21 protein-coding genes are annotated in these 26475 nt (G+C 59.3%); 10 read left to right on the top strand and 11 right to left on the bottom strand.

Features of this window, described 5'->3' with window-relative positions; all coding sequences use genetic code 11:
• The first annotated feature begins 45 nt into the window (after positions 1-45).
• Positions 46-1665 (top strand): methyl-accepting chemotaxis protein, encoded by a 1620-nt coding sequence (locus AC27HQ_RS06780; RefSeq protein ID WP_487155386.1) that lies wholly within the window; start codon positions 46-48, stop codon positions 1663-1665.
• A gap of 54 nt (positions 1666-1719) precedes the next feature.
• On the opposite strand, the gene AC27HQ_RS06775 is transcribed toward AC27HQ_RS06780, so the two are convergent.
• Entirely contained in the window at positions 1720-3405 is a 1686-nt protein-coding gene (locus AC27HQ_RS06775; protein ID WP_487155385.1) for an AMP-binding protein, read from the bottom strand.
• Positions 3406-3652: 247 nt separating this feature from the next.
• Between AC27HQ_RS06775 and AC27HQ_RS06770 the strand changes: the two genes are divergently transcribed.
• From AC27HQ_RS06770 to AC27HQ_RS06760, 3 genes are all read left to right on the top strand, one after another.
• Positions 3653-4738 carry a methyl-accepting chemotaxis protein gene (locus AC27HQ_RS06770; RefSeq protein WP_487155384.1) on the top strand — a complete coding sequence of 362 codons (1086 nt, stop codon included), beginning with the start codon at positions 3653-3655 and terminating at the stop codon, positions 4736-4738.
• 125 nt (positions 4739-4863) lie between these two features.
• Entirely contained in the window at positions 4864-6108 is a 1245-nt protein-coding gene (locus AC27HQ_RS06765; protein ID WP_487155383.1) for an efflux RND transporter periplasmic adaptor subunit, read from the top strand.
• Positions 6105-9242, top strand: coding sequence for an efflux RND transporter permease subunit (locus AC27HQ_RS06760; protein WP_487155382.1), 3138 nt, complete (start codon positions 6105-6107; stop codon positions 9240-9242). Before AC27HQ_RS06765 ends, AC27HQ_RS06760 begins: the two co-directional genes overlap by 4 nt.
• Before the next feature lie 9 nt (positions 9243-9251).
• On the opposite strand, the gene AC27HQ_RS06755 is transcribed toward AC27HQ_RS06760, so the two are convergent.
• The 3 genes from AC27HQ_RS06755 to AC27HQ_RS06745 all read right to left on the bottom strand — a co-directional run bounded on the left by AC27HQ_RS06755 (position 9252) and on the right by AC27HQ_RS06745 (position 11045).
• Entirely contained in the window at positions 9252-9539 is a 288-nt protein-coding gene (locus AC27HQ_RS06755) for a metal-sensing transcriptional repressor (RefSeq protein ID WP_487155381.1), read from the bottom strand.
• Between the two features lie 78 nt (positions 9540-9617).
• Positions 9618-10541, bottom strand: a complete 924-nt coding sequence (locus AC27HQ_RS06750; RefSeq protein ID WP_487155380.1) for an SPFH domain-containing protein — start codon at positions 10539-10541, stop codon at positions 9618-9620.
• Positions 10542-10577: 36 nt separating this feature from the next.
• Positions 10578-11045, bottom strand: a complete 468-nt coding sequence (locus AC27HQ_RS06745; RefSeq protein WP_487155379.1) for an NfeD family protein — start codon at positions 11043-11045, stop codon at positions 10578-10580.
• A gap of 371 nt (positions 11046-11416) precedes the next feature.
• Here AC27HQ_RS06745 and AC27HQ_RS06740 point away from each other — a divergent pair, with 371 nt between their 5' ends.
• The 4 genes from AC27HQ_RS06740 (at position 11417) to AC27HQ_RS06725 (ending at position 14368) form a co-directional block, all read left to right on the top strand.
• Complete coding sequence (locus AC27HQ_RS06740; protein WP_487155518.1) at positions 11417-12358, top strand: alpha/beta fold hydrolase; 942 nt, start codon at positions 11417-11419, stop codon at positions 12356-12358.
• An 82-nt stretch (positions 12359-12440) separates the two neighbouring features.
• Positions 12441-13454, top strand: a complete 1014-nt coding sequence (locus AC27HQ_RS06735) for a lipase secretion chaperone (protein WP_487155378.1) — start codon at positions 12441-12443, stop codon at positions 13452-13454.
• An 85-nt stretch (positions 13455-13539) separates the two neighbouring features.
• Positions 13540-13734 carry a hypothetical protein gene (locus AC27HQ_RS06730; RefSeq protein WP_487155377.1) on the top strand — a complete coding sequence of 65 codons (195 nt, stop codon included), beginning with the start codon at positions 13540-13542 and terminating at the stop codon, positions 13732-13734.
• Entirely contained in the window at positions 13724-14368 is a 645-nt protein-coding gene (locus AC27HQ_RS06725) for a DUF3047 domain-containing protein (protein ID WP_487155376.1), read from the top strand. Before AC27HQ_RS06730 ends, AC27HQ_RS06725 begins: the two co-directional genes overlap by 11 nt.
• A gap of 7 nt (positions 14369-14375) precedes the next feature.
• Here AC27HQ_RS06725 and AC27HQ_RS06720 read toward each other — a convergent pair whose 3' ends face one another.
• From AC27HQ_RS06720 to AC27HQ_RS06710, 3 genes are read right to left on the bottom strand one after another with little or no spacing between them, the layout of a single operon-like run.
• Positions 14376-14720 carry a YdbL family probable chaperone protein gene (locus tag AC27HQ_RS06720; RefSeq protein WP_487155375.1) on the bottom strand — a complete coding sequence of 115 codons (345 nt, stop codon included), beginning with the start codon at positions 14718-14720 and terminating at the stop codon, positions 14376-14378.
• Positions 14721-14730: 10 nt separating this feature from the next.
• Entirely contained in the window at positions 14731-14922 is a 192-nt protein-coding gene (locus AC27HQ_RS06715; RefSeq protein WP_487155374.1) for a YnbE family lipoprotein, read from the bottom strand.
• 25 nt (positions 14923-14947) lie between these two features.
• Positions 14948-17527 carry an intermembrane phospholipid transport YdbH family protein gene (locus AC27HQ_RS06710; RefSeq protein WP_487155373.1) on the bottom strand — a complete coding sequence of 860 codons (2580 nt, stop codon included), beginning with the start codon at positions 17525-17527 and terminating at the stop codon, positions 14948-14950.
• A 112-nt stretch (positions 17528-17639) separates the two neighbouring features.
• On the opposite strand from AC27HQ_RS06710, the gene AC27HQ_RS06705 reads away from it, so the two are divergent.
• Entirely contained in the window at positions 17640-19088 is a 1449-nt protein-coding gene (locus AC27HQ_RS06705) for a phospholipase D-like domain-containing protein (protein ID WP_487155372.1), read from the top strand.
• A 169-nt stretch (positions 19089-19257) separates the two neighbouring features.
• Here AC27HQ_RS06705 and gabT read toward each other — a convergent pair whose 3' ends face one another.
• The 3 genes from gabT to AC27HQ_RS06690 all read right to left on the bottom strand — a co-directional run bounded on the left by gabT (position 19258) and on the right by AC27HQ_RS06690 (position 22695).
• A complete protein-coding gene (gabT, locus tag AC27HQ_RS06700) occupies positions 19258-20535 on the bottom strand; it encodes a 4-aminobutyrate--2-oxoglutarate transaminase (protein WP_487155371.1) in 1278 nt (425 codons plus the stop codon).
• A gap of 70 nt (positions 20536-20605) precedes the next feature.
• Positions 20606-22066, bottom strand: a complete 1461-nt coding sequence (gabD, locus tag AC27HQ_RS06695; protein ID WP_487155370.1) for an NADP-dependent succinate-semialdehyde dehydrogenase — start codon at positions 22064-22066, stop codon at positions 20606-20608.
• Positions 22067-22224: 158 nt separating this feature from the next.
• Entirely contained in the window at positions 22225-22695 is a 471-nt protein-coding gene (locus AC27HQ_RS06690) for a MarR family winged helix-turn-helix transcriptional regulator (RefSeq protein ID WP_487155369.1), read from the bottom strand.
• Between the two features lie 295 nt (positions 22696-22990).
• On the opposite strand from AC27HQ_RS06690, the gene AC27HQ_RS06685 reads away from it, so the two are divergent.
• Positions 22991-25066, top strand: coding sequence for a TonB-dependent receptor family protein (locus AC27HQ_RS06685; RefSeq protein ID WP_487155368.1), 2076 nt, complete (start codon positions 22991-22993; stop codon positions 25064-25066).
• Positions 25067-25244: 178 nt separating this feature from the next.
• Here the strand turns inward: AC27HQ_RS06685 and AC27HQ_RS06680 are convergent, their stop codons facing one another.
• A complete protein-coding gene (locus tag AC27HQ_RS06680; RefSeq protein ID WP_487155367.1) occupies positions 25245-26417 on the bottom strand; it encodes an MFS transporter in 1173 nt (390 codons plus the stop codon).
• Positions 26418-26475: the final 58 nt, after the last annotated feature.

The raw sequence follows: 26475 nt of genomic DNA, 5'->3' as shown, positions 1-26475 counted from the left end.
GCCGACACTCTATAGCTAACGCATTTTATTCGCCAGGAGCTCACCATGCTCAGTTCGTCCCTGCGAGCCCAAACCCTGACTTTGCTCGGCGCCAGCCTGGCGTTGATGTTGCTTATCTCGCTGTTAAGCCTGCTGTCCCTCAGTGGCGGATTGCGCACCTACCAGGCGCTGCTGGACGGCCCGTTGGCCTCGTCGATGCTGATCAACGAAACCAATGTTGCCTTCAAGAGCCAGGTACAGGAATGGAAAAATGTGCTGCTGCGTGGCGGCAGTACTGAAGATCGTGACCGCTACTGGAAGCAATTTCAGGAGCAGGAGCAAAGTGTTCAGGCGCTGCTTAGCCGCGCCGGCGCCATGACCAGTGATACCGACATGCGCCAGCGCATTACCGCGCTGCAAGACGAGCACCGGCGCCTGGGTGAGGGTTACCGTCAGGGCCTGCAAAGCTTTATCGCGGCGGGCTCGGATCCCGCCGCGGGTGATCGCGGCGTACGCGGCATCGACAGGGCCACCAGCGACCAGTTGCAAGCCCTGGTGGTCGATCTGGCCAGCCAGGCGGAGCAACAGGCCGAGCTGGTTAGCCGCGGGGCAAAACGCGCATTCTGGATTGGCCTGGGCATCCTGATTGGCGCCGCCGTCTTCGTTGGCCTGATCAGTTCATGGCTGGTCAACCGTCGTCTGGTCAACCCTATTACCCGGTTGATCCGCCAGATTGAACAACTTAGCCAGGGCCGGATTGGTCAACCCTTTGTCAGCCAGCGGCGCGACGAGCTAGGTACGCTGGCCACTGCCGCCAATCAGTTGCGCGGTTTTCTTGCCGATACCTTCAGTCGCCTGCAACTCAGTACTGAAGAGCTTGACCGCGCCAGCGGTGAGCTGAACACCATCGCCACCCGTATGGCGGCTGGCAGCCGGGATCAGTTCAACCGCACCGATCAGGTCGCAACAGCCATGCAGGAAATGTCAGCCACAGCGGCCGAAGTCGCCCGACATGCAGCCGAGGCGGCCCAGGCCGCCAACCAGGCTGATGAGAATGCGCAACAAGGTGAGCTGGTCATGGAGACGACCATCAGCGCCATGCATCGTATGCTCGGAGAAATTGAACGCACCACCGATGTGATTCAGCGGCTGGAGGGCGACAGCCACCGAATTGGCAAGGTCCTGGAGGTGATTCAAAGCATCGCCGAGCAAACCAACCTGCTGGCCCTGAATGCGGCCATAGAGGCTGCCCGGGCAGGCGAGGCGGGCCGCGGGTTTGCCGTGGTCGCAGACGAAGTGCGTACCCTGGCGAAACGCACCAGTGACTCAACCGCAGAAATCCAGCAGATCATTCACAGCGTGCAGCAGGGCTCCATTGAGGCCGTCAAAGCCATCGAAAGCGGCCAGGTCAGCAGTACCGAAGGCATGCAGCAGGTCAATCTGGCGGGCGAACGGCTTCGGCAGATCACCCTCGCGGTAGAGTCGATCCGCGACATGAACCAGCAGATCGCCACGGCCGCCGAGGAGCAGACCAGCGTTGCCGAAGATATCACCCGCAATATCACCGAGATCACCCAGATTGCTGCGGCCAACCAGGCGGATGTGGATCGCACGTCCCAGGCCAGTACGACCTTGCACGGTCTGTCTGGCGAGCTCAGTCAGTTGACGACCCGACTCTCTGCCTGACGACTAAGCCCCTGCTGGCATCTCAGCAGGGGCGTGGCCTGGTAGCGTCAGCACTCAGGCTCGGGCGCGCTGACGCTCCTCTTCGACCAGTTCCTTTTTCGACAATTTGCCCACGGGGGTTTTCGGCAGCGCGTCTCGAATTTCCATGCCAGCCAGCCGCTCATGCTTACCCAGACGCGATTCGAGAAAGGCCTGCAGGGTAACAAAATCGAAGGGCTCAGCACCGGCCTTGAGCTTGATAAAGGCCTTGGGCGCCTGGCCGCGATAGGCATCATCAATACCAATGACGGACACTTCCTCAACCGCAGGATGCTCGTAGATAGCCTCCTCAATCACCCGTGGATAGACGTTATAGCCGCTGCACAGAATCATGTCCTTGGTACGGTCGACAATGTAAACCCAGCCCTCTTCATCCATGTAACCGACATCACCGGTACGCAGAAAACCATCGGCTGTCATCGCCTCGGCTGTGGCATCCGGTCGTTTCCAGTAGCCCGTCGTAATATTCGGGCCGGCAATACAGACTTCTCCCGGCTCGCCCGCCGGCATCTCGTTATGGCTGCCATCCAGCGCCAGAATCTTGATCCGGCAGCCCGGTACCGGCAAGCCGCAGGAGCCAGGATGCGGCTGGGCTTCCTTGGGGGTAAAGGTACCGCTGGTGGTGGTTTCAGTCATACCCCACCCCTCACGCAATGCGCACCCGGCTACCTGCTGATAGCGCTGCTGCACATCCAGCGGCAAAGGCGCACCACCGGAGTTGCACATTTTCAGCGAGGTCAGATCACGCTGGGCCGTCAGCGGGTGTGCCAACAGACCAATAAACATGGTTGGTACACCGGGGAAGGTGGTAATGCGGCTGTTGTGAATCTCATTCAGTACAGTTTCGGCATCAAAGCGCGGGTGAAGATAGACCTCTGACGCCAGACGCAAGCTGAACAACATATTGATCATGAGCGCATAGATATGGAACGGCGGTAGCACCGCCAGCACGCGTTCCTGACCCGGTTGCAACGAACTGTCCAACACCTCCTGCAGCTGCGCACAGGAGCACGTCAGGTTGGCGTGGGTCAGCATAGCGCCCTTGGGCATGCCGGTCGTGCCGCCAGTGTATTGCAACACCGCCAGGGTACTGTGCGGGTCGGCTAGCGGGTACTCGGCAAAGTCGCCATCATTGTCCAGCAAGGACGCAAAACGGTGACAATCAGCACCCGTCGCAACCGCTACCGAGGGACCCAGTAAACCAGCCTGGGCCTCAGACGCGGATTCGCAGAACTCGGTCAACTGCCCAACCACCAGGGTGTTGAGCCGGGTCGTAGCCAACAGATCACACATTTTCGGATAAAAGGCCGCCAGATCCAGCGTGACCATGATGTCCGTCTCGCTATCTTCGATTTTGTGCGCCAGGGTGCGCTCGGCGTCCAGAGGTGAGTAATTCACTACCGTACCGCCGGCACGCAAAATACCTAGGAAGCTGATGAAATAATGCGGACAGTTGGGCAGGTAAATACCCACATGCACCCCTGGCTTGACGCCTAGGGCCTGAAAACCCTTTGCTGCCTGAGCAACCAGCTGATCCAGCTGCCGGTAGCTGAGCTTGTGGCCAAGAAAATCAATCGCCGAATTATCCGGGAACTCGGCCACCGCTGCCTCCAGCAGAGCCCAGACCGGTTGCGCCGGCAGCGGCGCATCCCAACGCACGTTTTCAGGGTAAGACGTCAACCAGCGCAATGCAGTCTTCACTCGCACTCTCCAGACCAATTGTTGTAGTTATGCATACAAGCTAGCGCGCCTGCGCCGGAACGGGAATACCTATTGAGCGCAGATATATCCAGTCATAGGTCTCCACGCAGCGGCCAGTGGGTCCTAAAAAGTACGTTAATTACTGATTAAGATCACTTCAGGAAATTTTTGCGACGCCGATAATAAAAATATTATAACAAGTGCATCTGCACTCTCCCGCAACTCAGACCAAGGTCTTGGAGCAATCGTGTTCAACAAAGCCCACCGCCAGAAAGCAGAACAACAGCAACAGCAGCTGGACATGGAAAACCAGCACCTTAAATGCCAACTGGAGGAGCAGAGCCAAGCCATAAGTCAACTCAAGGCCCGTCTGCAGATTGCCGAAGGCGAACATACTTTGGCTGAAGGGCTTCTGGCCAGTCGCCACATTGGCGACGACTTGCAAGCCGATGTGCGTGAAAGTGTCGCCCATAGTTCTGAGCGTCTGATGCAGGAAAAGGATAATCTGAGCAATCTGACTGACATTTTTTCTCAGACTTTCCAAGCGGTCGAGCATTTACAACAACGTGCCAACAGTATCGGCGTGCATGCCAGCAAGAATGCCAACACCGCGCACATGCTGGATGATACGGCCGGAAAAATCCGCGCCTTCATCTCCGCCATCCAGGACATCTCAAAACAAACCAACCTGCTGGCACTGAATGCAGCTATTGAAGCAGCGCGAGCCGGCGAGGTCGGACGAGGGTTTGCCGTTGTCGCAGACGAAGTCCGCAATCTGGCCGGCAAGACCCAGGATGCCAGTCGCAACATTGAGGAGCTGATCGGTCAGGTCATCGAGCAAAGCCAGAGCATTTCCAGTGTGGTCGAAGACTCACTGCAGGGCAGTCGTGACATCGCCGCCTCCGCTGAACAGATTGAGCAGGTCACCCGGAAGGTGATCAACCGCGCCGGGCAAATGGGCGAAGTGATCAATCATGCGGCCAGTCGTGGCTTTATCAGCACGGTAAAGATGGATCATATTGTCTGGAAAACCGAGCTCTACCGACGTCTGGCCAAGTCCGAGCTAAGCCAATCCATGACCACCCACCATGAGTGTCGACTGGGTCAGTGGTATTATCAAGGCTATGGCGCGGCCAACTATAGCCATTTGCCCAGCTTCCGCCATCTGGAAGACTGCCACGAACAAGTCCACCGTTTTGGCCGTATGGCCCAGGAAGCCGCCCTGGCCAACAACAAATCGGCGCTCTACGATGCGCTGCACAAAATGGAACACGCTAGTCTGGATGTCAGTCGTCGGCTCGACCAGCTCGAGAGCGAGATTCTCAAGCTGTGATCGACGCGTGACTGGCGACCCGCGCTGAGTGCAAAGCTGCAATAGCATTTTGCAAAAATGCTTATTGCAGCCTGTGCGGTTGCAAGCTATACAGAGCGATCTTCATGTCAGTCTCAGGAAGTCCCATGCGCAAGCGTATCGTTCCCGCCCTGATTATCGCCGTCGGCGTGATCGGCTTTATCCTGCTTAAAGCGACCCGGGACGTTCCTGACCCGATCAATCCTCAAGAGCGCAGCTGGCGTGTCGAGACACTGCGTATTCAGCCGGACAGCCTGCAACCCAGTCTGACCCTGTACGGTCAACTGGAGTCGCCGCGCAGCTTTACTGTGGTCGCACCCCTGGCCGGGCGCATTGGCTCCCTGCCGGTGCGCGATGGTGAACTGGTCAGCCAAGGCAGCCTGTTGGTGGCCCTGGATGAACGCGACCTTGCGCCGCGTTTACAGCAGGCCGAAGCCGAGCACGCTGATGCCCTGGCGCAACTGGAGAGTGAGCGGCTGGGTCATGCCAATGATCGCCGCGCCCTGGCTCTGGAACAACGCATCCTGGCGAATGCCGAAACCAACTACCAACGCATTGAGCAGTTGATCGAGCGGGGGCTGGTATCCCGCTCCGAACTGGACAATGCCGCTGACGGGGTTGAACGGGCCGCCCTGACCGTAGCCAACCGCCAGCGCAGTCTGGACAGTTATGCTGCTCGCCGCGCGTCGCTTCAAGCCCGCGCTGAAGGGGCCAGTGCCAGCCTCGACGGCATGCGCCGGGACGTCGATCGCAGCCGCTTTATTGCACCCTTTGACGGCATAGTAGGCCAGGTGCAGGTTGCTGAAGGTGATCAGGTCAATGCCAATGCAGCTCTGCTGACCTTCTACCCGATTGACGGCATGGAGCTGCGTGCCAGCCTGCCGCAGATCCATACCCAGGCCTTTATGCAGGCGCTGGCCGAGGGCGAGCAACTGGTAGCCCACACGCTCGATACTGATCCCGCTCTGAGCATGACGCTGCAGCGCATTGCCGGTACCGCTGACGCCCGCGGTGTTGAAGCCCTGTTCACCCTGGACCAGCCAGCCAGTGGGCTTCGCGTTGGCAATCTGCTGGCCATCAGCGTCCCACGCCCGGCCCAGGATGATAGCGTGGCCCTGCCCTACAGCGCACTGTATGGCAACGATACCGTTTACGCCCTGGCGGAGGGCCGCATGCTGCGCAAGCAGGTTGAACGCATCGGCGAAACCCTGCAAGCCGATGGCTCACGTTGGATTCTGGTGCGCTCAAGCGACCTGCAGCCGGGCATGGAGATCATCATTACCCACTTGCCCAACGCCATGCAGGGCTTGCGGGTGGAAACCGCCGGCGCCAGCGAGGTGCCTGCGCAATGAGTCGCCCGAGCTCACCGATCGCCTTTTTTGTCCGCCACAAGGTGGCCGCCAACCTGGTCATGCTGGTTATGCTGATGGTCGGTGTGCTCGGTCTGATGCGCATGAACATCCAGTTCTTTCCGACCTTTGCCCTGGATTTCGTCACAGTGCGGGTGATCTGGAGCGGCGCCTCGGCGGAGGACATCGAGCAGGCCATCACCAACCCGCTGGAACAGCGCCTGCGTAGCCTGGAAAACCTCAAATCCATGACCTCGACCTCGGCTCAGGGAGTATCCAGCATCACCCTGGAGTTTCGCGAAGGGGTAGACCCGATTATTGCCCTGGACGATGCGCGTCAGCGAGTTGATGAATTTCGCAACCTGCCCGCCGATGCCGAACGGCCCGAAGTGCTACGGGTAGCCCGCTTCGATCCGATTGCCACCCTGCTGATATACGGACCCTATACCGACCAGGAATTGCGTAGCATCGCCTACCGCTTCGAACGTGATCTGCTCAGTCGCGGCATTGACCGTATCGATATTCGTGGACTGCCCGATCAGCAGATCAGCATTGAAGTGCCGAACGCCGCATTGCAGCGTATTGGCCTGTCCCTTGATCAGGTTGCTGACCGGGTTGCCAATGAATCGCGGGACCTGCCCGCCGGTTTGGCTGGCGAGGCGGATTCTGCTCGTGAGTTGCGCGCGGTTGAACAGCGCCGCTCGCCGGAAGCCTTTGCCAACCTGCCTTTGCAGCCAGATGCCATCAATCATATCCGCCTGGGTGACGTGGCGGATATTCGTCAGGAATCGATGCGCAATCAGGTGACCCTCAAGCACGAGGGTTACCCCGCGGTAGAGTTGCAGCTGCAGCGCGCCGAAGACGGCGATTCGCTGGCTTCGGCACGCTTGCTCAACGATTGGCTGGCTGAGGTTGAACCCGGCCTGCCACCAGGCTTGAAAATCCACATCTACGATCAGGCCTGGCAACTGATCAACGACCGTATCGGTCTGCTGGTCAGTAATGGTATCGGCGGTCTGGTACTGGTCCTGTTGCTGCTGTACCTGTTTTTGCCCGGACGCGTTGCCCTCTGGGTTGCAGTTGGCATTCCCACTGCGTTCCTCGCTGCCCTCGGCGTATTCTGGCTGATCGGTGGCTCGATCAACATGATCTCGCTGTTTGCCTTGATCATGGCTCTGGGGGTTATCGTCGATGATGCCATTGTGGTCGGCGAAGATGCCGATGCGCATTTTCGTAACGGCGAGCAGCCCGAGTATGCCTCCGAGGGGGCGGCCAAACGCATGCTCTGGCCAGTGGTAGCCTCGTCACTGACCACCATTGCTGCCTTCATGCCACTGCTGGTGGTCGGCGGTATTTTCGGCAATATTTTGGGCGACATTCCCGTGGTGATGATCTGCGTGCTGATCGCCTCGCTGCTGGAGTGCTTTGTCGTGCTGCCGCATCATTTGCGTTCCGCCTTCAAGCCAGCAGTACAATCGGCAGGCAACGGGCTGCTGCAGCGTGCTGGAAGGCGTATTGATGCGGTGCGGCAGGGCTTTGATCAGCACTTTGACCACTTTCGCAATGGTCGCTTTCGCACTCTGTCGAATCTTACCCTGCAACACCGCAGCGCGACTCTGGCTTGCGCCCTGGTCTGCGTGATACTGACCATCGGCCTGATCAGTAGCGGGCGTATCGGCTTCAGCTTCTTTCCTACCCCGGAGCCGCAGGTCATCTACGCCAACGCCAGCTTCGTCGCGGGCACCCCAAAAGCCGAAGTCGATGCCTTCCTGGATCATTTGCAGGACACCCTGAATGCCACTGAGGCCAGCTTTGATCAGGACCTGATCGATAATGCCATTGTCCGTCGGGGCGAGGTGATCGGTTCCGCCGGGGCCGGCCGACAGGGTGATCAACTGGGCGCCATCCTGGTCGAACTGGCCTCACCGGATCACCGCGATGTGCGCAATACCGCCTTTGTCCGCGCCTGGCGTGAGCGCATCATACTACCGGCCGGGATTGACCGACTGGTGATTACCGAGCGCGTATCCGGTCCGCCGGGCAAGGATGTCAACGTGCGCCTGACAGGTGAAAATCCGCTGCAACTGAAACAGGCCGCCGATGAGCTGTCAGTAATGATTGCCGGTATCCCGGGGGTCATATCCACCGAAGATGACATGGCCTGGGGCCGCGAACAGCTGATCTACAGCCTGACACCCTATGGTCAATCCCTGGGACTGAGCACCCAAAGTCTGGGTCGACAATTACGGGCGGCTTATGATGGTCGTCTGGCACAAATTTTCCAGCAGCAATCCGATGAAATCGAAGTACGGGTTCAACTGCCCTATGCCGAGCGCGCGCAACTGGCCAGCTTGAATGATCTGTCAATCCGGCTGGATGACGGCCGCTTCGTGCCGCTGGTTCAGGTCGCGGAATTTGATACGCGCCAAGGGTTTGATGCCCTGCGCCATGCCGAGGGCCGGCTGGCGACCGAGGTCACCGCCGATATCGATGCCAGTCAGACCACCGCCGGCGAGGTGCTGGCCAGTCTGGCCGACAGCCTGCCAGCGCTGGCGGCCCGCTATAACGTGCGCTATAGCTTTGAAGGCCGCTCGGCAGACCAGCGCGAAACGCTGGCCGACATGGGCACCGGTCTTATCATCGGTCTGTTGCTGATGTATGCGGTGCTGGTCTGGGTTTTCTCGTCATGGAGCACACCGCTGATTGTCATGGCAGTGATCCCACTGGCGCTGGTCGGCGCGCTGTTAGGCCACTATGTCATGGGGTTGAACATGACGGTGCTGTCGCTGTTCGGGCTATTCGGCCTGTCGGGTATTGTGGTCAACAACTCGATCATCCTGGTCAGCTTCTACCAGCAACAGCGCAAGCACGGACTGGCCATCAACGAGGCACTTAACGAGGCAGTGGTACAGCGCTTACGTGCCGTGTTGCTGACATCACTGACGACCATCGGCGGCCTGTTGCCCTTGCTGTTCGAAACGTCCATGCAGGCGCAGTTCCTCATCCCGATGGCCACCTCGATTGCCTTCGGACTGGGATTCTCGACACTCCTGGTATTGCTGGTGATTCCGGCACTGATGTCGGTCATGGAGGGTTTCCGCGAACGCAGGCAGGCCAGCGTTGCTCAGCCGCGCTGAAACTCAGACTCAGGTGTACTTGATGAAAATCTTGCGCACCCGCTCAGCCGCGTCGGCCGGCGTTTGTCCCGGTTCCTGCAGGGTTTCTTCGATAAGGCAGGTCAGCATCAGCCGGTAGGCCTTGTCCAGCGCACTGCGTGAAGCGGAAAACTGCTGGGCAATGGCCTCACAAGGCTCACCCCGGCGAATCATGCTCTGGATTCCGCGAATCTGTCCCTCAACCCGCGCCAGGCGCAGCAGCATGGCCTTTTGCTGGTCTGACGAGGTATCGCTATCCGCTAAGTCAGTTGGTTTCATCGGATCAATCCTCGATGGGCAACACCCTTGGGCAGGACCAGGTTGCCGAGATACTCGGCAACCTGGTTAGGCACAACTTCAGGACTGCTTGACGCTGTCCAGGGTGCGGGTGATGGCCGCTACCGCCGAACCGATATTGCTCAACTCAGCTGGCAGAATCATGGTGTTATTGGTCTTGGCCAGATTACCAAACTCGTGCACGTACTGCTCGGCAACGCGCAAGGCCACGGCGTCTTTGCCGCCCTGGGTGTTGATCGCCTCAGCAACCCGACGCAAGCCTTCTGCGGTAGCGGTAGCAATCAGTTCGATCTCACGGGCCTTACCTTCGGCTTCGTTGATCTGACGCATCTTGTCAGCTTCGGACAGGTTGATGGTTTCCTGCTTCATACCTTCGGATACGTTGATCTTGGCCTGGCGCTCGCCTTCGGACTGGGCTACCACGGCACGACGCTCCCGCTCGGCGCGCATCTGCTTCTCCAGCGCATCAAGAATGGTCGCGGGCAACTCGATGTCGGCGATCTCGTAACGCAGGACTTTCACGCCCCAGGGGGTGGCGGCCTCATCCAGCACCTCAACGACCTTCTGGTTGATCGACTCACGCTCCTCAAAGGTTTTATCCAGATCGATCTTGCCGATGACCGAACGCAGTGTGGTCTGGGCCAACTGCATGGCGGCAAAACTGTAATCCTGAATACCATAGCTGGCCTGCTTGGGATCAATCACCTGCAGATACAGCACGCCATCGACCACAATCTGGATATTGTCGCGGGTAACACAGGCCTGACGCGGCACATCCAGGGCGTTTTCTTTCAGGGTGTGGCGGTAGGCGATACGATCAACGAAGGGAATCAGAATGTGAAAACCGGCTTCGAGGGTCTTGGCATATTTGCCCAGGCGCTCTACCACGTAGGCAGAACGCTGAGGCACGATCTGTGCGGTCTTGGCGATCATGATGATGATCAGCACAAGAAACGCCAATGACAGCATTGTTGCAATTTCCATATGACTACTCCGTTTTGTATTTAAATGAATAACCCATCAGCTTGCGGATGGCGTGGCAGAAATGCGCAGCACGATGCCCCTGTGACTGACCACCCAGGCCGCATCACCGCTTTTAAGCGGATCAGTTGACTCGGCGTCCCACTTGGAGCCATTGAGCTGAACATGGCCGACACCATGATCGAAGTCCGATATCACCATGACTCGCATCCCAACCAGTCCCGAATCGTCCAGATCAGCAACCGGTATTTCACTCACCCCACCCCTCAGCCAGCGCCGAAAATGCCGACGCAAACCAAACAGGGTAGCCAGACTGATCAGTGCAAAGAGCATCAATTGCACCGATAGGCTTCCAATCACCCCGAACAGCGTGAGCAGGCCGACAATCAGCGCGGCGATACCGAAAAACATGGCGATCAGACCGGGGATAAAAAATTCGGACGCCAGCAACAGCAGTCCAAGTAACAACCAAAAGGCATAACCGCTGAGCAGAGTACTTTCCAGCATCGTGATGATTCCTTGCATTCACAGGCAGGTAGCTCGAAAGATTAGCAGATTGTGCAGCCAGAATCTGTAGTTAGGGCGCTTGCAAACGACGGTATCAACGACTTTTGTAACAGAGTTGGCAGGGCATCCTGCAGCACCAGACACAACCTATAGCGCCAAGAAATGAACTGCCGTTCATCGGATTCACAGCCTCAATGATGCCGACCTCAACACGCTGACCGAAGGGTCACAAAACAGAAGGCCAGTTTCATCCAATCTGTCTCACTACGAGACTTTACCCACAGCGTGCACCTTCTATACTTGTCCACGACTCTGTTGCGTAATCAGAGAAAACAAATACAAAAACAAACTCAGGACGTCCAACAATGCAAATCAAAGGAAAACTGTCACTGGCCATCGGCCTGGCAGCCACTTTGGGCATGAGCAGTCAGGCCAACGCCTTCTGGTTCGGCTCATCCAATTACACCAAAACCCAGTATCCCATTGTGCTGGCCCACGGCATGCTGGGCTTCGACAATATCCTGGGTATCAACTACTGGTATGGCATTCCATCGGCTCTGCGCAAGGACGGCGCCAGCGTCTATGTCACCGAAGTCAGTCAGCTGGATACCTCGGAAGCCCGCGGCGAACAGTTACTAGCTCAGGTTGAAGAGATCGTCGCCATCAGTGGCAAGCCCAAGGTCAACCTGATCGGCCACAGTCATGGCGGACCCACGATCCGCTACGTGGCGGCCGTTCGACCCGATCTGATCGCCTCGGCAACCAGTGTTGGTGCTCCACACAAAGGCTCAGCCGCCGCCGACTTCATCCGCAACGTACCACCGGGCTCAGCCGGAGAAGCCATGCTGGCAGGCATCGTCAACGGCTTGGGTTCACTGATCAACTTCCTCTCCGGCAGCTCCTCCATGACCCCGCAAAATGCCCTGGGCGCACTTGAATCACTCAACTCCCAGGGTGCCGCCCGCTTCAACGCACGCTTCCCGCAGGGCATCCCTACTTCGGCCTGTGGTGAGGGCGCCTACCGGGTCAACGGCGTACGCTATTACTCTTGGAGCGGTACCCGCCCGCTGACCAATGTGCTGGACGTCTCTGACCTGCTACTGGGCGCATCGGCCCTGACCTTTGGCTTTGAAGCCAACGATGGTCTGGTTGGTCGCTGCAGCTCACGCATGGGCATGGTGATTCGCGATAACTACCGCATGAATCACCTGGACGAGGTTAACCAGACCTTTGGCCTGACCAGTATTTTTGAAACGGATCCGGTGTCGGTCTACCGCCAACATGCCAACCGGTTGAAAAACGCCGGTCTTTGAGTGCCATGCCCCTGTCCGGCCTTGCGCTGGACAGGGGTTCCGCTCACGCAGGTTTGATGCCTCAACAGTCGTTGGATATCACATGAAAGCCCTGATCTATACCCCCCTGATTCTCAGCGCCGCTCTAGTCGGCTGGGTACTGTTGAATCCGCAACAACCCACCCCCGTCACGGCTGCCGCACCCGAGCAGAAGAGTTCGCAGCACGACGCGGCACCGGCACCGGCACCGATCAGCATTCCAGCTGCAGCCGGCCCGGCCCAGCTGCCCCCCGCGCCCACCTCAATGCGCGGTACCGAGGTGGATGGACAATTGGGAACCGACAGCAATGGCAATCTGTTGATCACGGATCAACTGCGACACCTGTTTGACTATTTTTACACCAGCGTTGGCGAGGAGTCCTTTGACAGCGCGACGCAGCGTATTCGCACTCATCTGGCCAGCCAGCTGCAGGAGCCCGCGCTCGGGCAGGCTCTGGAACTGCTGCAAAGTTATATCGATTACAAGACGGCTGTCGCTGAGCTCGAACAGCGTCTGCCGGTCACCGCCAACCTGGATGATATTCGTGCCCGCGAGGAGGCCGTGCGCCAGCTGCGCCGCAGTCTGTTCAGCGCAGAAGCGCATGCGGCCTTTTTTGCCGCCGAAGAGGCCTACAACGATTTCACCCTGGAGCGCATGACCATCTTGCGTGACGACCAGCTCAGCGAACTGGACAAAGCCTATGAGATCGAAGCACTACGCGAAAGATTGCCGGAAGAAATGCAGCAATTATTGATTCCACAACTGCACCTGACCTTGCGCGAGCAAACCCGCGTGCTGACGGAGCAGGGCGCCAGCCCTGAGCAACTACGCCAGACCCGCATGGAACTGGTAGGCCCGGAGGCCACGGCACGACTGGAGCAGCTCGATCAGCAGCGCCAGCAATGGCAGTCGCGTCTGGACAGCTTCAGCCAAGAGCGTGAATCGATTTTGCGCCATCCAGGCCTGGCCGAGAGTGACAAACAGCAGGCGCTAAATGAATTGCGCTCAGAGCGTTTTGCGCCGCATGAACTGCAACGCGTGGATGTGCTGCTGGGCTTGGATCAGGAGTCCCTCTGACACACCCTGTTGCCTTGCCCTCGGGCAAGCCAGGCACTTTGCACCCATACTGGTCCATGTCATAGACACCAGTACAGGTGGCAGCATGAATGCAGATGAGTTTTTAAAGAAATACGGTCTGGACGAGGCCGCTGAACGCAATGACCACAGCCTGCGCGGTCATGCTTGGCAACGCGCCCAGCACCCTGGAAAACCCAAAGCCGGCTCACCACATGACTGGGAAGACTGGTACAAGGCTCAGCAGGACAGCGCCAGCCAGGATCAGAACGATGACAGGTAAAACCACCACCAACCTCGCTGCATTGTGTAGCCTTCTGCTGTTTCCTGGCCTGACCCAGGCACAGAAACTGACAGCCGAGCAGATGCTCACTTGGCCGCAGCGCGACTTTGCTGGTCAAACGCAGTACAGCCTGCAACAACACCAGGACGGCAGCCGGCTGCAGGCTGACTGTCAGCAGGCCGCCTCGGCCCTCTACCTGGAGCAACCTGTTGATCTTAATGCGACACCGGTGCTGCGTTGGAGCTGGGCTGTGGAGCGGGTATTCGACAATCTGGATGAGACCAGCAAGCAGGGCGATGACTACCCGGTGCGCCTGTATGTGGTGAAGGATGGTGGTTTGCTGCCCTGGCGCACACGCGCCGTGAACTACGTCTGGTCCAGTCAGCAACCTGTCGACAGCGCTTGGCCAAATGCCTATACCGCCAATGCGATGATGCTGGCGCTACGCAGTGGCGATCCGCAAAGCCCGGGTCAGATGGTTGTCGAACAGCGAAATGTGCAGGCGGACTTTCAGCGCTTGCACGGTATCGAGTTGGAGAGTATCGATGGTATCGCGGTCATGACCGATTGCGACAACAGCGGTCAGCCAATACGCGGCTGGTACGGCAGCCTGGAATGGCTGCCAGCACCATGAAGTCTGACTATTTTTTCATCCATACTTCATTCAGCAGGATGTACTGACCAGCCGGGGTACGCTCCAACGCTTTCTTGCCGGCGATGGACTCGACATCGTTGAGTTGAATGCCGTTTTCCCCTGCCAGGCGCTGGTACTCCGCTCGCCGCGCCTGGTTGATCAGTCTGGCCACTTCTTCCGCATTGCCCCCCGGCGTGACCACGCCCAGATAACCGTTTGGCTGCTCACCCAGCAGCCCGGCTGCCTTGGCTTCCGGCAGGGCGCTCATGGCCTGATTGAGGTTCAGGGCCAAAGCTGGCGCACTGAGTAACAACGCCAGCAGCAAACTGACATATCGAATAGACATACGCATGTGCTTTCCCCTAGAACAGTCCGCTGGATTCACTGAACAACTCATCCAGCTGTCGGTCGACCTTGATATAGATCTCGTGCTGGATTTTTACATTCAGATTGATGTTGATCGGTTCACTGGGAGCCGCCAGCTGCACGGTCGGTGTGCACGCCGCGAGCCCCCCGATCGCCAATATGGCCACCGCTGCAAGATGCCATCGCATACCCGTTACTCCCTTGTAAAAATCGTCAGGGGGTCAGCTGGCGCTCTATCAGCCTTTGCTGCACCCGTTTCTGGATGATCTCACTTACCTGGCCACTCAGCTGCAGACTGGCCATGAGCGCCGGGATATCCTCCTCCAGGCGCAGATTCAAATGGATTGGGCGACCATCCTGCAGGTTTGGATTTCGCCCCTGCAACTGCATACCCAATACCAGTACACCCTGCTCATCATAGGCTACATCCGAAGCCAGCAGCGTGTAGTGAAAGTCATCCAACGCTTCGGCAACCTGGCGCATACCCGGATTGGCCTGCGCCAGATCCTGCAATTTATCCGAACGGTACTGCAAGTAGCCACCCGGTTCACGGGCCTGAAACTGCCCGCCATCAATCAGCAATTTGCCTTCAACCAGGGAGACCGGCAATCGCCCATCCAGCGTGCCGCGACCGCTCAAGCCCTCTGCAGGGTAGACCTCAAACAGCCGGGCCAGTTCAACCCCTTGCAGTTCCAGGATCAGTTCCGTTCGGGGCTGCCCAAGCTCAAGTCGGGCAGGCTGCACCGCAACCTGCCCGCCCAACAGGCCCAGCTGACCTGAGTTGACCATCAGGCTGCCGGCCATCAGGTGCGCCAGTGTGGTCTGATAATCCACGGCAGCCTGCAGCGGCCCCAGCGGCAGCCCCGGGTCCAGCTCGTCCAGGCTCAAGCTCGGCAGTTGCAGACGCAGGTTCTGGCCCTGGAGCCCGACCTGCAGACTGGCCGCCAGACCCTTGAAGACCATGCGGTCGTAAATGCCCTGGCCACCGCTGAGACTCATCTGCCCATCCAGCTGCTGCAAGCCCGGGTTACCCTTGACGGTAAACTGCCCTTGCAGGCGACCGCTGCTGAAACTCAACAAATCCGGCCAGTCGGCCAGGGAAGAGGCCAGCGGGTTGGCGGCCCGCAAAAAAATCTCTGGCAGGGTAATCACGGCCTGCCAGGGTTGCTCGGGCGCCTGCCTGAGCTGCAGATCAAACTGCAACCCGGTACTGTTGGACAACCCGCCCAGCCAGTTCAACCCACCCTCGCTTAGACTCAGCGCGCCGCTGCCACTCCAGCCCTGGGGCTTGAGCATGGGATGGCGAATTTGCCCGATGCCCAGCGCCAGTTGCCCGCGCAAGTCAGCGGGCTGGTCTGCCTTCAGCGGCAACAGCAGACGCAAACCAGCCAGCCCCAGGCGCAGATCCTCGACCTCAAGCTCCAGCTCTGGGGATTGCAATTCGGCCAAACCCAGATAGGCCGTCTGCGCCATTTCGACATTCAACTGCCGGGCATTCAGGCTGCCCTGCATCGGCGCTTGTAACAGCAGATCGCGCACCCTGAAGCCGGCCTGCTGCAACTGCGGCGCACGGAGTTGCAGCAGCAACTCCGTCCAGTCCAGTTGCCATTCAGGCGCCGTCTGCAGACTGGCGCGACCGGTCAGATTGAATGCCACAGGACCCGTTGCCGCAAGCTCCAGGCGAGCAGACAACTGGTTGTGCCAGTCCAGCAGGCTGCCGGAGTCAGGACTCACCAGCAGCGTCAGTTGCTGCGGCCGCAGGTCGACCGGGAGTGCCTCCGGCCAGGGTAGCTGCAAGTCGCTCAAGGCCAGATCAGCAAGACCATTGCGCAGCAGCCACTGTCCATTGTCACCTTCCAGCTCAAGATCGACACGCCCCTGTAACTGGCCCAGATCCGGCAAGCGCCAGGGCTCAGGCAGGTTCAGTGCAGCTGTCAGTTTGACCTTGCCGGACAGCCATTCCGGCAGGCTGCTCAAGGATTGCGGATTGCTCACATGCCAGTTCAGGCTGGCCTGCGCCCCCTCCGGCAGCTCCAGCAGATCACCACCCGGGAGCAATACCCACAAGCCAAGAAAGTCCTTCAGCCAGGGGGCCTGTGGCCAGTCATCAACCCGCACTTCACCTTGTGACTGGCCGCTCTCGTGCCAGTCGGCTGCAAGCACCAGAGCCGTCTGATCATCCAGTTCCAGCAGGGCACTGAGGTCCCAATCGGTGCCGAGGCGCTGCAATCTGGCGGCCAGATCGAGCTGACCCTGGTCGGATCTGAGGCTCGTGTTAAGGCTCGACAGACCTGCGGCATCGCGCTCCAGATTAAAGGCCAGATCGAGTTTGCAACGGTTGCCCTGACAGGGCATCTCCAGACTCACGTTCGGCAGCCGGATCTGTTCTGGCAACTTGGCCAGCCAGTCCGCTGGCGAGCGATCAGGCTCACTGGCCGACTCGACCGGCTCCGGTTGCACCTGTGAAAGCGCCGAGTTGGCAGCGTCCGAGTCCCAGTTCAGCAGTACCTGCCGAACCTCAACGCGCTGCAACCCATAGGCCGAGCTCAGACCAGGCTTGAGGTTCAAGCCATGGATCTGGAAATCCAGCAGGCCGGTTGCATGCTGGTATTGGCCAGAGATAGATTCCAGCTCTAAGCCGCCGCGCGTCCAGCTGACGCCTTGCACGCTCTGCAGCTTTACGCCCTGATCCAGCAGCATCAGGTTGCCTCGCTGCAACAGACTGGCGGCCAGCGCCAGCAGGGCCAACCCAAGCAGCAGAAAAAGAACGATCAGGCGAAGCGTCCTACGCATCAGACAGCCCTCGGTAAACACTGTGACGAGGGTAGCACGCTCAGCAGGCAATGGTGTTTACTGCCAGAGCCAACCTATAATCGAGCGCTAACCGGCACAGGGAGCCTCCGGCATGTCTCTAAATGCAAGTACATCTGTACACCCGCTCTCATGGGCGCTGCTGCTGGTTCTGCTGAGCTGGTTGGTGCTGTCGGTATACAGCGCCTTCAAGCCGCTGCCAGACGGACTCAACATGCATGCGCCACTACGCCCGGTGACCGAGGTAGCACTGCTGATTGATCACAGTTTTGTGGATGCTGAAGGTCAGCAACAACACCAGCAACAGATAGCCGATGCCATCCTGGCGCTGATCCGCCAGGCCAGACAACTGATCGTGGTCGACGTGTTTCTGTTCAATGATTTCGCTGGAAAAGACAGCCTGCGCAACCTGTCCGCAGAACTGACCGAGGCACTATTGGCGGCCCGTGCAGCCAATCCGGACATGCCCATCGTGCTGATTACCGATCCCTTCAACACCCTGTATGGTGGTATCCGGGCTGACCATCTGGAACGACTGGAGCAGGCCGGCATCAATCTGGTGATGACTGAGCTCGGGGCGCTACCGGCCTCCAATCCGCTCTGGACCGGCCTCTGGCAAGGCTGTTGTCGCTATCTTGGCAATCAGACCGAGGGCGGCTGGCTCCCCAACCCGGTTGCCCCAGGCAAGATTACTTTACGCAGCTATCTGCACCTGCTGAACTTCCGCGCCAATCATCGCAAGACCCTGTTTGTTGATCAGGGCGAGGACTGGACCGCGCTGGTCACCTCCGCCAATCCGCATGATGCCAGCAGTCGGCACAGCAACCAGGCCGTGGTTTTCAGCGGTGCCGCCGCCCTCGATTTGCTGCGCAGCGAAATTGCAGTGATGGGCTTCTCGGCGCCGGTGAATATCTACGGCTGGCCCAGCACTGAGGCCACGGAGCTGGCCGAAGGGCCGCAAGGCATTCAGGTCCTCACCGAGGGGGCGATTCGCGACAGCCTGCTGCAGATGATCAACAGCAGCCAGGCCGGGGACAAGCTGGATCTGGAAGTCTTCTACTTGTCACACCGCCCGTTGGTTGAAGCCTTGATCAGGGCGCAAGCGCGCGGGGTGGCGATCAGAGTACTACTGGACCCCAATCGCGATGCCTTTGGCCGGGAAAAGAACGGCGTGCCGAACCGTCAGGCTGCCTGGGACCTGCACGATGCCGGTATTGACGTGCGCTGGTGCGCCACCCAAGGCGAGCAATGCCATCGCAAATGGTTGCGTCTGGATCGCGCAGACGGACGCAGCGAGCTGCTCAGCGGCTCCGCCAACTTCACCCGACGCAACCTCGACAACCTTAACCTGGAAACCAACGTGCGCCTGGTTCTAGCCTCCGACCACAGCCTGATGCAGGCCGCCCGCAGCCAGTTTCAACGTAGCTGGAGCAATCCTGATGGCCAGCAGCACAGCCTCGATTACAGCGCCTTTGCTGATCACTCGACGTGGCGCTACGGGCTGTATCGGTTTATGGAGTTGTCCGGGATATCGACCTTTTAGGCGCCAGCGGGGCTGGCGCAGCGGCAAGCCTTAAGCGACAAGCTTCAAGCTTCAAGCTTCAAGCTTCAAGCGAAGAGTCTGACCCAGAGCCAGGTGCAGGTTTTAGCTTGTGGCTTCTGGCTTGTGGCTTGCCGCTTGAGGCTTGCCGCTGGCTGACGGGCAGCGTCCGTCAGCCCCTGAGCTCGGCAAAACACGCCGCAATAATATCCATCCCCGCCTGCACTTCCGGATCGGTAGCCGTCAATGGCACCAGAATACGGATGACGTTGCCATACTGACCGCAGGACAGCAGGATCAGGCCTTTTTCACGGGCCTTGGCGACGATTTTGGCAGTCAGATCGGCATCCGGCTTGCAGTGGTCGTCGAACAATTCGCAGGCGACCATGGCACCCAGTCCGCGGACGTCACCAATACGCTTGTCAGTCTCGGCAATCGCTCGCAGGCGCTCGCGAATCATTTCACCCAGGCGCAGGCTGCGGGTCAGCAGTTGCTCTTCCTCGAACACCTCCATGACCGCCAGGGCTGCTGCGCAGGCCAGCGGGCTACCGGCATAGGTGCCGCCCAGACCACCGGGTGCCAGAGTATCCATGATCTCGGCACGGCCACACACGCCAGCGACCGGGAAACCACCGGCAATCGACTTGGCAAAGGTGGTCAGGTCCGGCGCCACGCCCATCTGCTCCATGGCAAAGAAGGTGCCGGTACGGCCAGCGCCGGTTTGCACCTCGTCGGCCACCAGCAAAATCCCGTGCTGATCACACAGCGCGCGCAGGCGTTGCATAAAGGCCGGGCTGGCAACATAAAAGCCGCCCTCGCCTTGTACCGGCTCAATGACTATTGCGGCGATATCACTCGGCTCTGCATCATTCTTGAACACCCGCTCGATACTGGCAATGGCGTCGTCGTCACTGACCCCGTGCAAGGGGCAGGGGAACTGGGCGCGATAGACACCTCCGGGCATAAGGCCCATGCCCGCCGAGTAGGGCGCGACCTTGCCAGTCATCGCCAGGGTCATCATGGTGCGGCCGTGATAACCGCCGGTAAAGGCAATCACACCGGCACGACCGGTCGCTGCCCGGGCAATCTTCACAGCGTTTTCCAGGGCTTCGGAACCGGTCGTGACCAGCAGGGTTTTCTTGGCAAAGTCGCCGGGCACCCGAGCGTTGATTTTCTCGCACAACTCGACGTACGGCTCATAGGCTACAACCTGAAAACAGGTATGGGTATACAGATCCAACTGGCGCTTGACCGCATCAATCACCTTGGGGTGTCGATGGCCGGTATTGAGCACCGCGATACCGCCGGCAAAGTCGATAAACTGACGGCCTTCCACATCCCAGATGCTGGCATTTTCCGCACGCTGGACAAAAATCGGATGAATCTGGCTGACACCCCGGGGCACGGCATTCTGCCGGCGCTGCATCAGACTTTCATTGGTCTTGCTCATATCTGACCTCGTGAACAGGAAGACGGATAAAAAATTCGCTAACAGGGAGGTGATTACCGAGCCAAGCGGCTCAGATACCACCCAGGCACAGGTATTTGATTTCCAGATACTCGTCGATGCCGTACTTGGAGCCTTCGCGGCCCAGGCCCGACGACTTCATACCACCAAAGGGCGCGACTTCTGTGGAGATCAACCCGGTGTTGACGCCAACCATGCCGTACTCCAACGCTTCGGCGACGCGGAATACCCGACTCAGATCGCGGGCATAGAAATATGCCGCCAGACCAAATTCGGTGTCATTGGCCTGACGAACCACATCGGCCTCGTCCTTGAAGCGGAACAGCGGCGCCAGCGGGCCAAAGGTTTCCTCCCGGGCCACACGCATGCGGCTATCCACATCAGCCAGTACCGTCGGCTCGAAGAAGAAACCACCCAGGGCATGCGCCTTGCCGCCGACCAGCACCTTGGCGCCCAGGTCGGTCGCATCCTTGAGATGCTGTTGCACCTTGTCCACTGCAGCGGCATTGATCAGCGGACCGGTGGTCACACCAGCCTCACTGCCATCACCGACCTTGAGGCCCTTGACCGCCTCAACCAGCTTGGCGGCAAAGGCATCGTAAACACTGTCCTGTACATAGATCCGGTTGGCACAAACACAGGTCTGGCCGGCGTTGCGGTACTTGGAGATCATCGCCCCTTCGACTGCGGCATCCAGATCGGCATCGTCAAATACGATAAAGGGCGCATTGCCGCCCAGCTCCAGCGACAATTTCTTGAGGCTTGGCGCGCACTGCTGCATCAGCTTGATACCGACTGCAGTGGAGCCGGTAAAGGACAGCTTGCGCACCACCGGGTTGGCACACAGCTCATTGCCCACGGCAATTGACTGGTCAACATCGGCGGTGATGACACTGAACAAACCGGCCGGCAAGCCGGCCTGTTCGGCCAATGCCGCCAGCGCCAAGGCAGAGAAAGGTGTCTGTGGTGCAGGCTTGAGCACCATGGCACAACCGGCAGCCAGCGCGGGACCGACCTTGCGGGTGATCATCGCCGCAGGGAAGTTCCACGGCGTAATAGCGGCCGTGACGCCCACCGGCTCCTTCTGCACCAGAATCCGTTTGTCGGCCTGATGGCCCGGAATAACATCGCCGTAGACCCGCTTGGCCTCTTCGGCAAACCATTCGATAAAGGAGGCGGCATAGGCCACTTCGCCCCGCGCTTCAGCCAGCGGCTTGCCCTGCTCGGCAGTCATGATCCGCGCCAGATCTTCCTGGTGCTGCATCATCAACTCGAACCATTTGCGCAGTACCGCACCGCGTTCCTTAGCGGTCTTGCGACGCCAGGCCGGCTGGGCTGCCTGGGCCGCCAGAATGGCCCGGCGGGTTTCATCGGCAGCCATATTGGGCACGCTGCCCAGCGACTGCCCGCTGGCAGGATTAAGGATCGCCGTGCGACTGCCTTTATCGGCCTCGCACCAATGGCCATCTATATAAGCCTGTTGACGAAACAGATCGGGGCAGTGCAGTTCCATGGGGGTGTCCTCGCATGATTCGGGTGTAGCATCCGCGCAACAGGCGTAATGCATTTACAACATAGATGTTTGATATTTCAAACATGCTAAGCCGCAAGTCCGTATCAGGCAAGGGGGGCAAAGGAGAAAAATCTGTAACCCTGGGTAGCGCAGCACAATCAGGCCGCGCTTTCACTCTCGAACAGTTCAGCGGGACCGTGCTGATCAGCCTCGAGCAAACCGGCAACGCGCTGCAGACTGGCCAACAGCATCAATTGCTCCCAGTCCGGCAGATTACCGAAACGCTCAAGAAACTCGGCCGGCAACAAGGCTGGTTCAGCCTGAATGGCGGCCAGACCCTTGGCGCTGAGCGCCAGATGCACCTTGCGCTTGTCACTTTTGCTGCGAATACGCTGCAGCAGTTCACGGTTTTCCAGTCGGTCGATAATGGTGCTCAGGGTGGCCTGGGACACACTGACTTTCTTCGCCAGGTCGCCGAGGGTACCTTCACCCATAGCTTGAATACTGTGCATGATCAGCAACTGGATAGGCGTCAGGCCGCTGTGTCGACCCAGGCGCTTGGCATGGATTTCACTGGCGCGTTGCAGGCGCCGCAGGGCAAGGTAAAGGTCGTGCATCATGTACATCATGGTCGTCTCCCGGAAACACCTGTTGCCAAGCAGGTATTTTGCCACAAAGCCTAAATTTTACAGCAGTAATTTTAGCCAGCCGTTTAACACCACTATGACCTCAACAGATACGTCATACATGAGCCAACCAGGCTGTCAATAATGATAAATAGTAGTGCAATTTTATTTACATATCAAACTAACTACCCATGCATACTCCCTGTCATCAGCCGTAGCATTTCCAGCATCAATGGCACTTTCAGCCCGGCCTGTCAGCCTCTACACTCGGCTGCATATTCATAACAGGGTCACACCAATGACCGTACGCCTGATCCCGCTCACTGCCCTTGCCTGCCTGATCCCAGGCCTTGTGCAGGCCAGCGAAACACCCCTGAGCCTGCCTGCCCAGGTGATTCTTGGCAGCCAGTCCGAGGCCGACGACCTGCCGCTGGCCCTGAGCAAAACTCGCCTACAGGACGAACAACTGACACCACAAAGTCTGGGCGCCAACCTGTCGGAATCGCTGCAGCGGGTGCCCGGCATACTGGCCCTGAATCGTCAGAACTACGCCCAGGACCTGCAGATATCCTCCCGCGGTTTCGGCGCACGTGCGGCCTTCGGGGTACGCGGCGTTCGGCTGGTTCAGGACGGTATTCCGCTGACCATGCCTGATGGCCAGGGGCAGCCGGCACTCTTCGATCTGGACAGCCTGGAGCGCATCGAGGTGCTGCGCGGACCGCTGACCACGCTGTACGGCAATGCCTCCGGAGGTATCATCCAGGGCTTTACCGGCGAAGGTGACTTTTACCCGACGCTGGAAAACCGCACGACCTTAGGACCAGACGGGTTGCGCCGTTCGCGCCTGCGCTACGGCGGCCAATATGACGGTCTGAATATCAGCGCCAATCTTGCCCGCCTGGAGACCGACGGTTACCGCGACCATAGCCAGACCCGCCGTGATACTGCAAATCTGCGCCTGGGCTGGGATATTGACGACGCCTCCAGCCTAACCCTGCTGATCAACAGCCTGGATCAACCCGACACCCAGGACCCGCTGGGACTGACCGCCGAGCAGGTACGTCAGGATCGACGCCAGGCCATAGCCGCCAGCCAGACCTTCAACACGCGCAAGACAGTCCGGCACAATCAGGCCGGGATCAACTACACGCGACGGTTGAACAATGATGATCAGCTCACCGTCATGCTTTATGGCGGTGAGCGATATGTGCAGCAATACCTGGCCTTTCCCGGTGGCGGCGCCTTTGCCGGCGGCGGCGTGATCGAACTGGATCGAGCCTTTGGCGGCGGCGAACTGGGCTGGCAACGCAGCACGGAACTCCTGGGCCTGCCGGTTGATCTGGCCGCCGGGCTGACCTACGACTATCAGGGCGAACAACGCCAGGGTTTCGTCAACAACGCCGGACGCAAGGGCAACCAGCAACGCGACGAATTCAACGCCGTCGATAGCCAGGACCTGTATCTGATCAGCACCTGGCAACTGGATCCACGCTGGAATCTGACCGCCGGGGTGCGCCACAGCCGGGTCGAGTTTGACTCCGATGATGACTACCTGATCGACGGTCAAGACGACAGTGGCAGCGTGCGTTACAGCCAGACCAACCCGGCACTCGGGCTGAGCTACCAATGGACCCCCAACCTGCGCCTGCATGCGGCGCTTGGCCAGGGCTTTGAGACACCGACCTTTCAGGAATTGGCCTATCAGCCCGAGACCAGCGGTTTGAATTTTGACCTGAAACCCAGCCAATCGCGCAACGCCGAAATCGGCATGGCCTTTCAGCGCGAGCGCACACGGATTGACCTGGCGCTGTTCGAGAGCCGAGTAAAGGATGAGATCGTCGCCGGGCCCGCGCAGCAGTTGACCGGACGCGGCACCTTTGCCAACGCAGGGCGCTCGACCCGACGCGGGATTGAACTGACACTGGAGCAGGGCTTTGATCACGGCATCAGCGCTTACCTGGCCTACACTCTGCTGGATGCCCGTTTTGACCGCTATCAGCGCAGTGACGGCAGCGACCTCTCGGGCAGCACCTTGCCCGGCGTGCCGCGCCACAGCCTGTTTGCCGAACTCAGCTGGCAGCCGCTCGGCAGCGGCTTCAGTAGCGCGCTTGAGGCGCAGGGTCTGAGCCAGCGCTATGCCACCGATGACAACAGCGCTGCCGCCTCAGGTTATGCGGTATTCAACTGGCGGGCGGCCTATACCCATGAGTTGGGCAACTGGCAGATCGAACCCTTTGCCCGCATCGACAATTTGACAGACCGCGAGTACATCGGCTCCCTGATCGTCAACGCTGACGTAAATCGTCGCTATTACGAACCAGCCCCGGACCGCCAATGGCTGCTGGGGATCGCCGTGCAGCATCAGTGGCGCTGAACAACGCGTAAAGACTGAGCTTTATCTCGGTCAGCAGAGTCATACGCACCACGCATAGTCAGAGTGGAAATAGATAACGCCGGAACACCGCTACCTGGGAAAGGCCGAGTTCCACCTCGGCCATCGCGCTCACCGCCAACGCCCCGGTCGAGATGGAACTCGACCCTCCCAGGAAAACCTAGCCTGGCTTTTGATCTTGCGCAGGCATCTCCTCGATGGCCACGGCGGTAAAGGCGCCACGCTGCCAGGCCAGCCAGATAAACACCAGCGCACCCAGCGCCATCAACAGCGGCAGGGCATGGCTGCTCAACCACTGGCTGGCGGCACCGGTGGACAGCGGTCCGATCAGACAACCCAAACCCCAGAGCAAGGCAATATGCGCATTGGCACGCACCAGCGCGTCGTCGCGATAGCGCTGCCCAATCAGAATCAGCGACAGGGTATAGAGCCCGCCAGCACTGGCACCAAACAATACCAGCACCGGCCAGATAAACGGCGTCTGCAGCAACGGCGGAATCGCCAGACTACTGCTCAGCAAGACCACGCCACACAGACGATAGACCGTGGTGCGCGACAGCCTGTCAGCCAACCAGCCGATCGGCACCTGCAGCAGGGCATCCCCTATGACCACGGCACTGACCATCATCAGCGCCAGTTGCTGGGCAAAACCCTCACGCACCAGATACACCGGCAGCAAAGTCAGGGTCATGGCCTCGAAGGCGGCAAACAGCATCACCGCCCAGGCCACCGCCGGCAAGGTCCGGACAAAGGTCATAAAACCGCGGCCGGAGGCATTGGCGGCATCCACCACTGGCGCCCCGGACACCCGCATCAGCAAGCCAAGACCACAGAGCAGCAGGCCGGTCGCCAGCCAGAAACCCAGATCCGAGCCTGTCCCGATCAAACCGAGCAACAGCGGCCCGCACAACTGACTCAGGGCAAAGCCGGTGCCGTACAGGGCCACCAGACGACCACGCAAACGATCCTCGATCAATTGATTGATCCAGCTTTCACCCAGCACAAAGGTCACGGTCAGCGATACGCCCAGCACCAGCCGCAACAACAGCCACAGGGCATAACTTGGAAACAGCGCCAGCAGCGCGACCGACAGGGCACTGCAGAACATCACCAGACGCAGCAGTACCTCGGTACCCAGCAGCCCGGCCAACCGACCGGTGATGCGCGCACCGAGCAGCACGCCAATCGCCGGCATACCTGCCATCACACCGATGGCAAAAGCATCATAGCCCCACTCATCCAGCCGCAACGAGACCAAGGGCAGCGTCACACCCAGCGACAAGCCGACAATGACCACCGCAGCAGTAACGATGCTATACGTCTTCCAATCCATACCGACCACCCCAAACCCAGTCCCGATACCCGGCACGGCCTACTTGCCGCTTGTAGCT

The organism is Halopseudomonas sp. 4NH20-0008, assembly GCF_057548395.1.
Note: the sequence above shows the minus strand (reverse complement) of the source record. Positions and strands in the feature narration are given on the sequence as shown.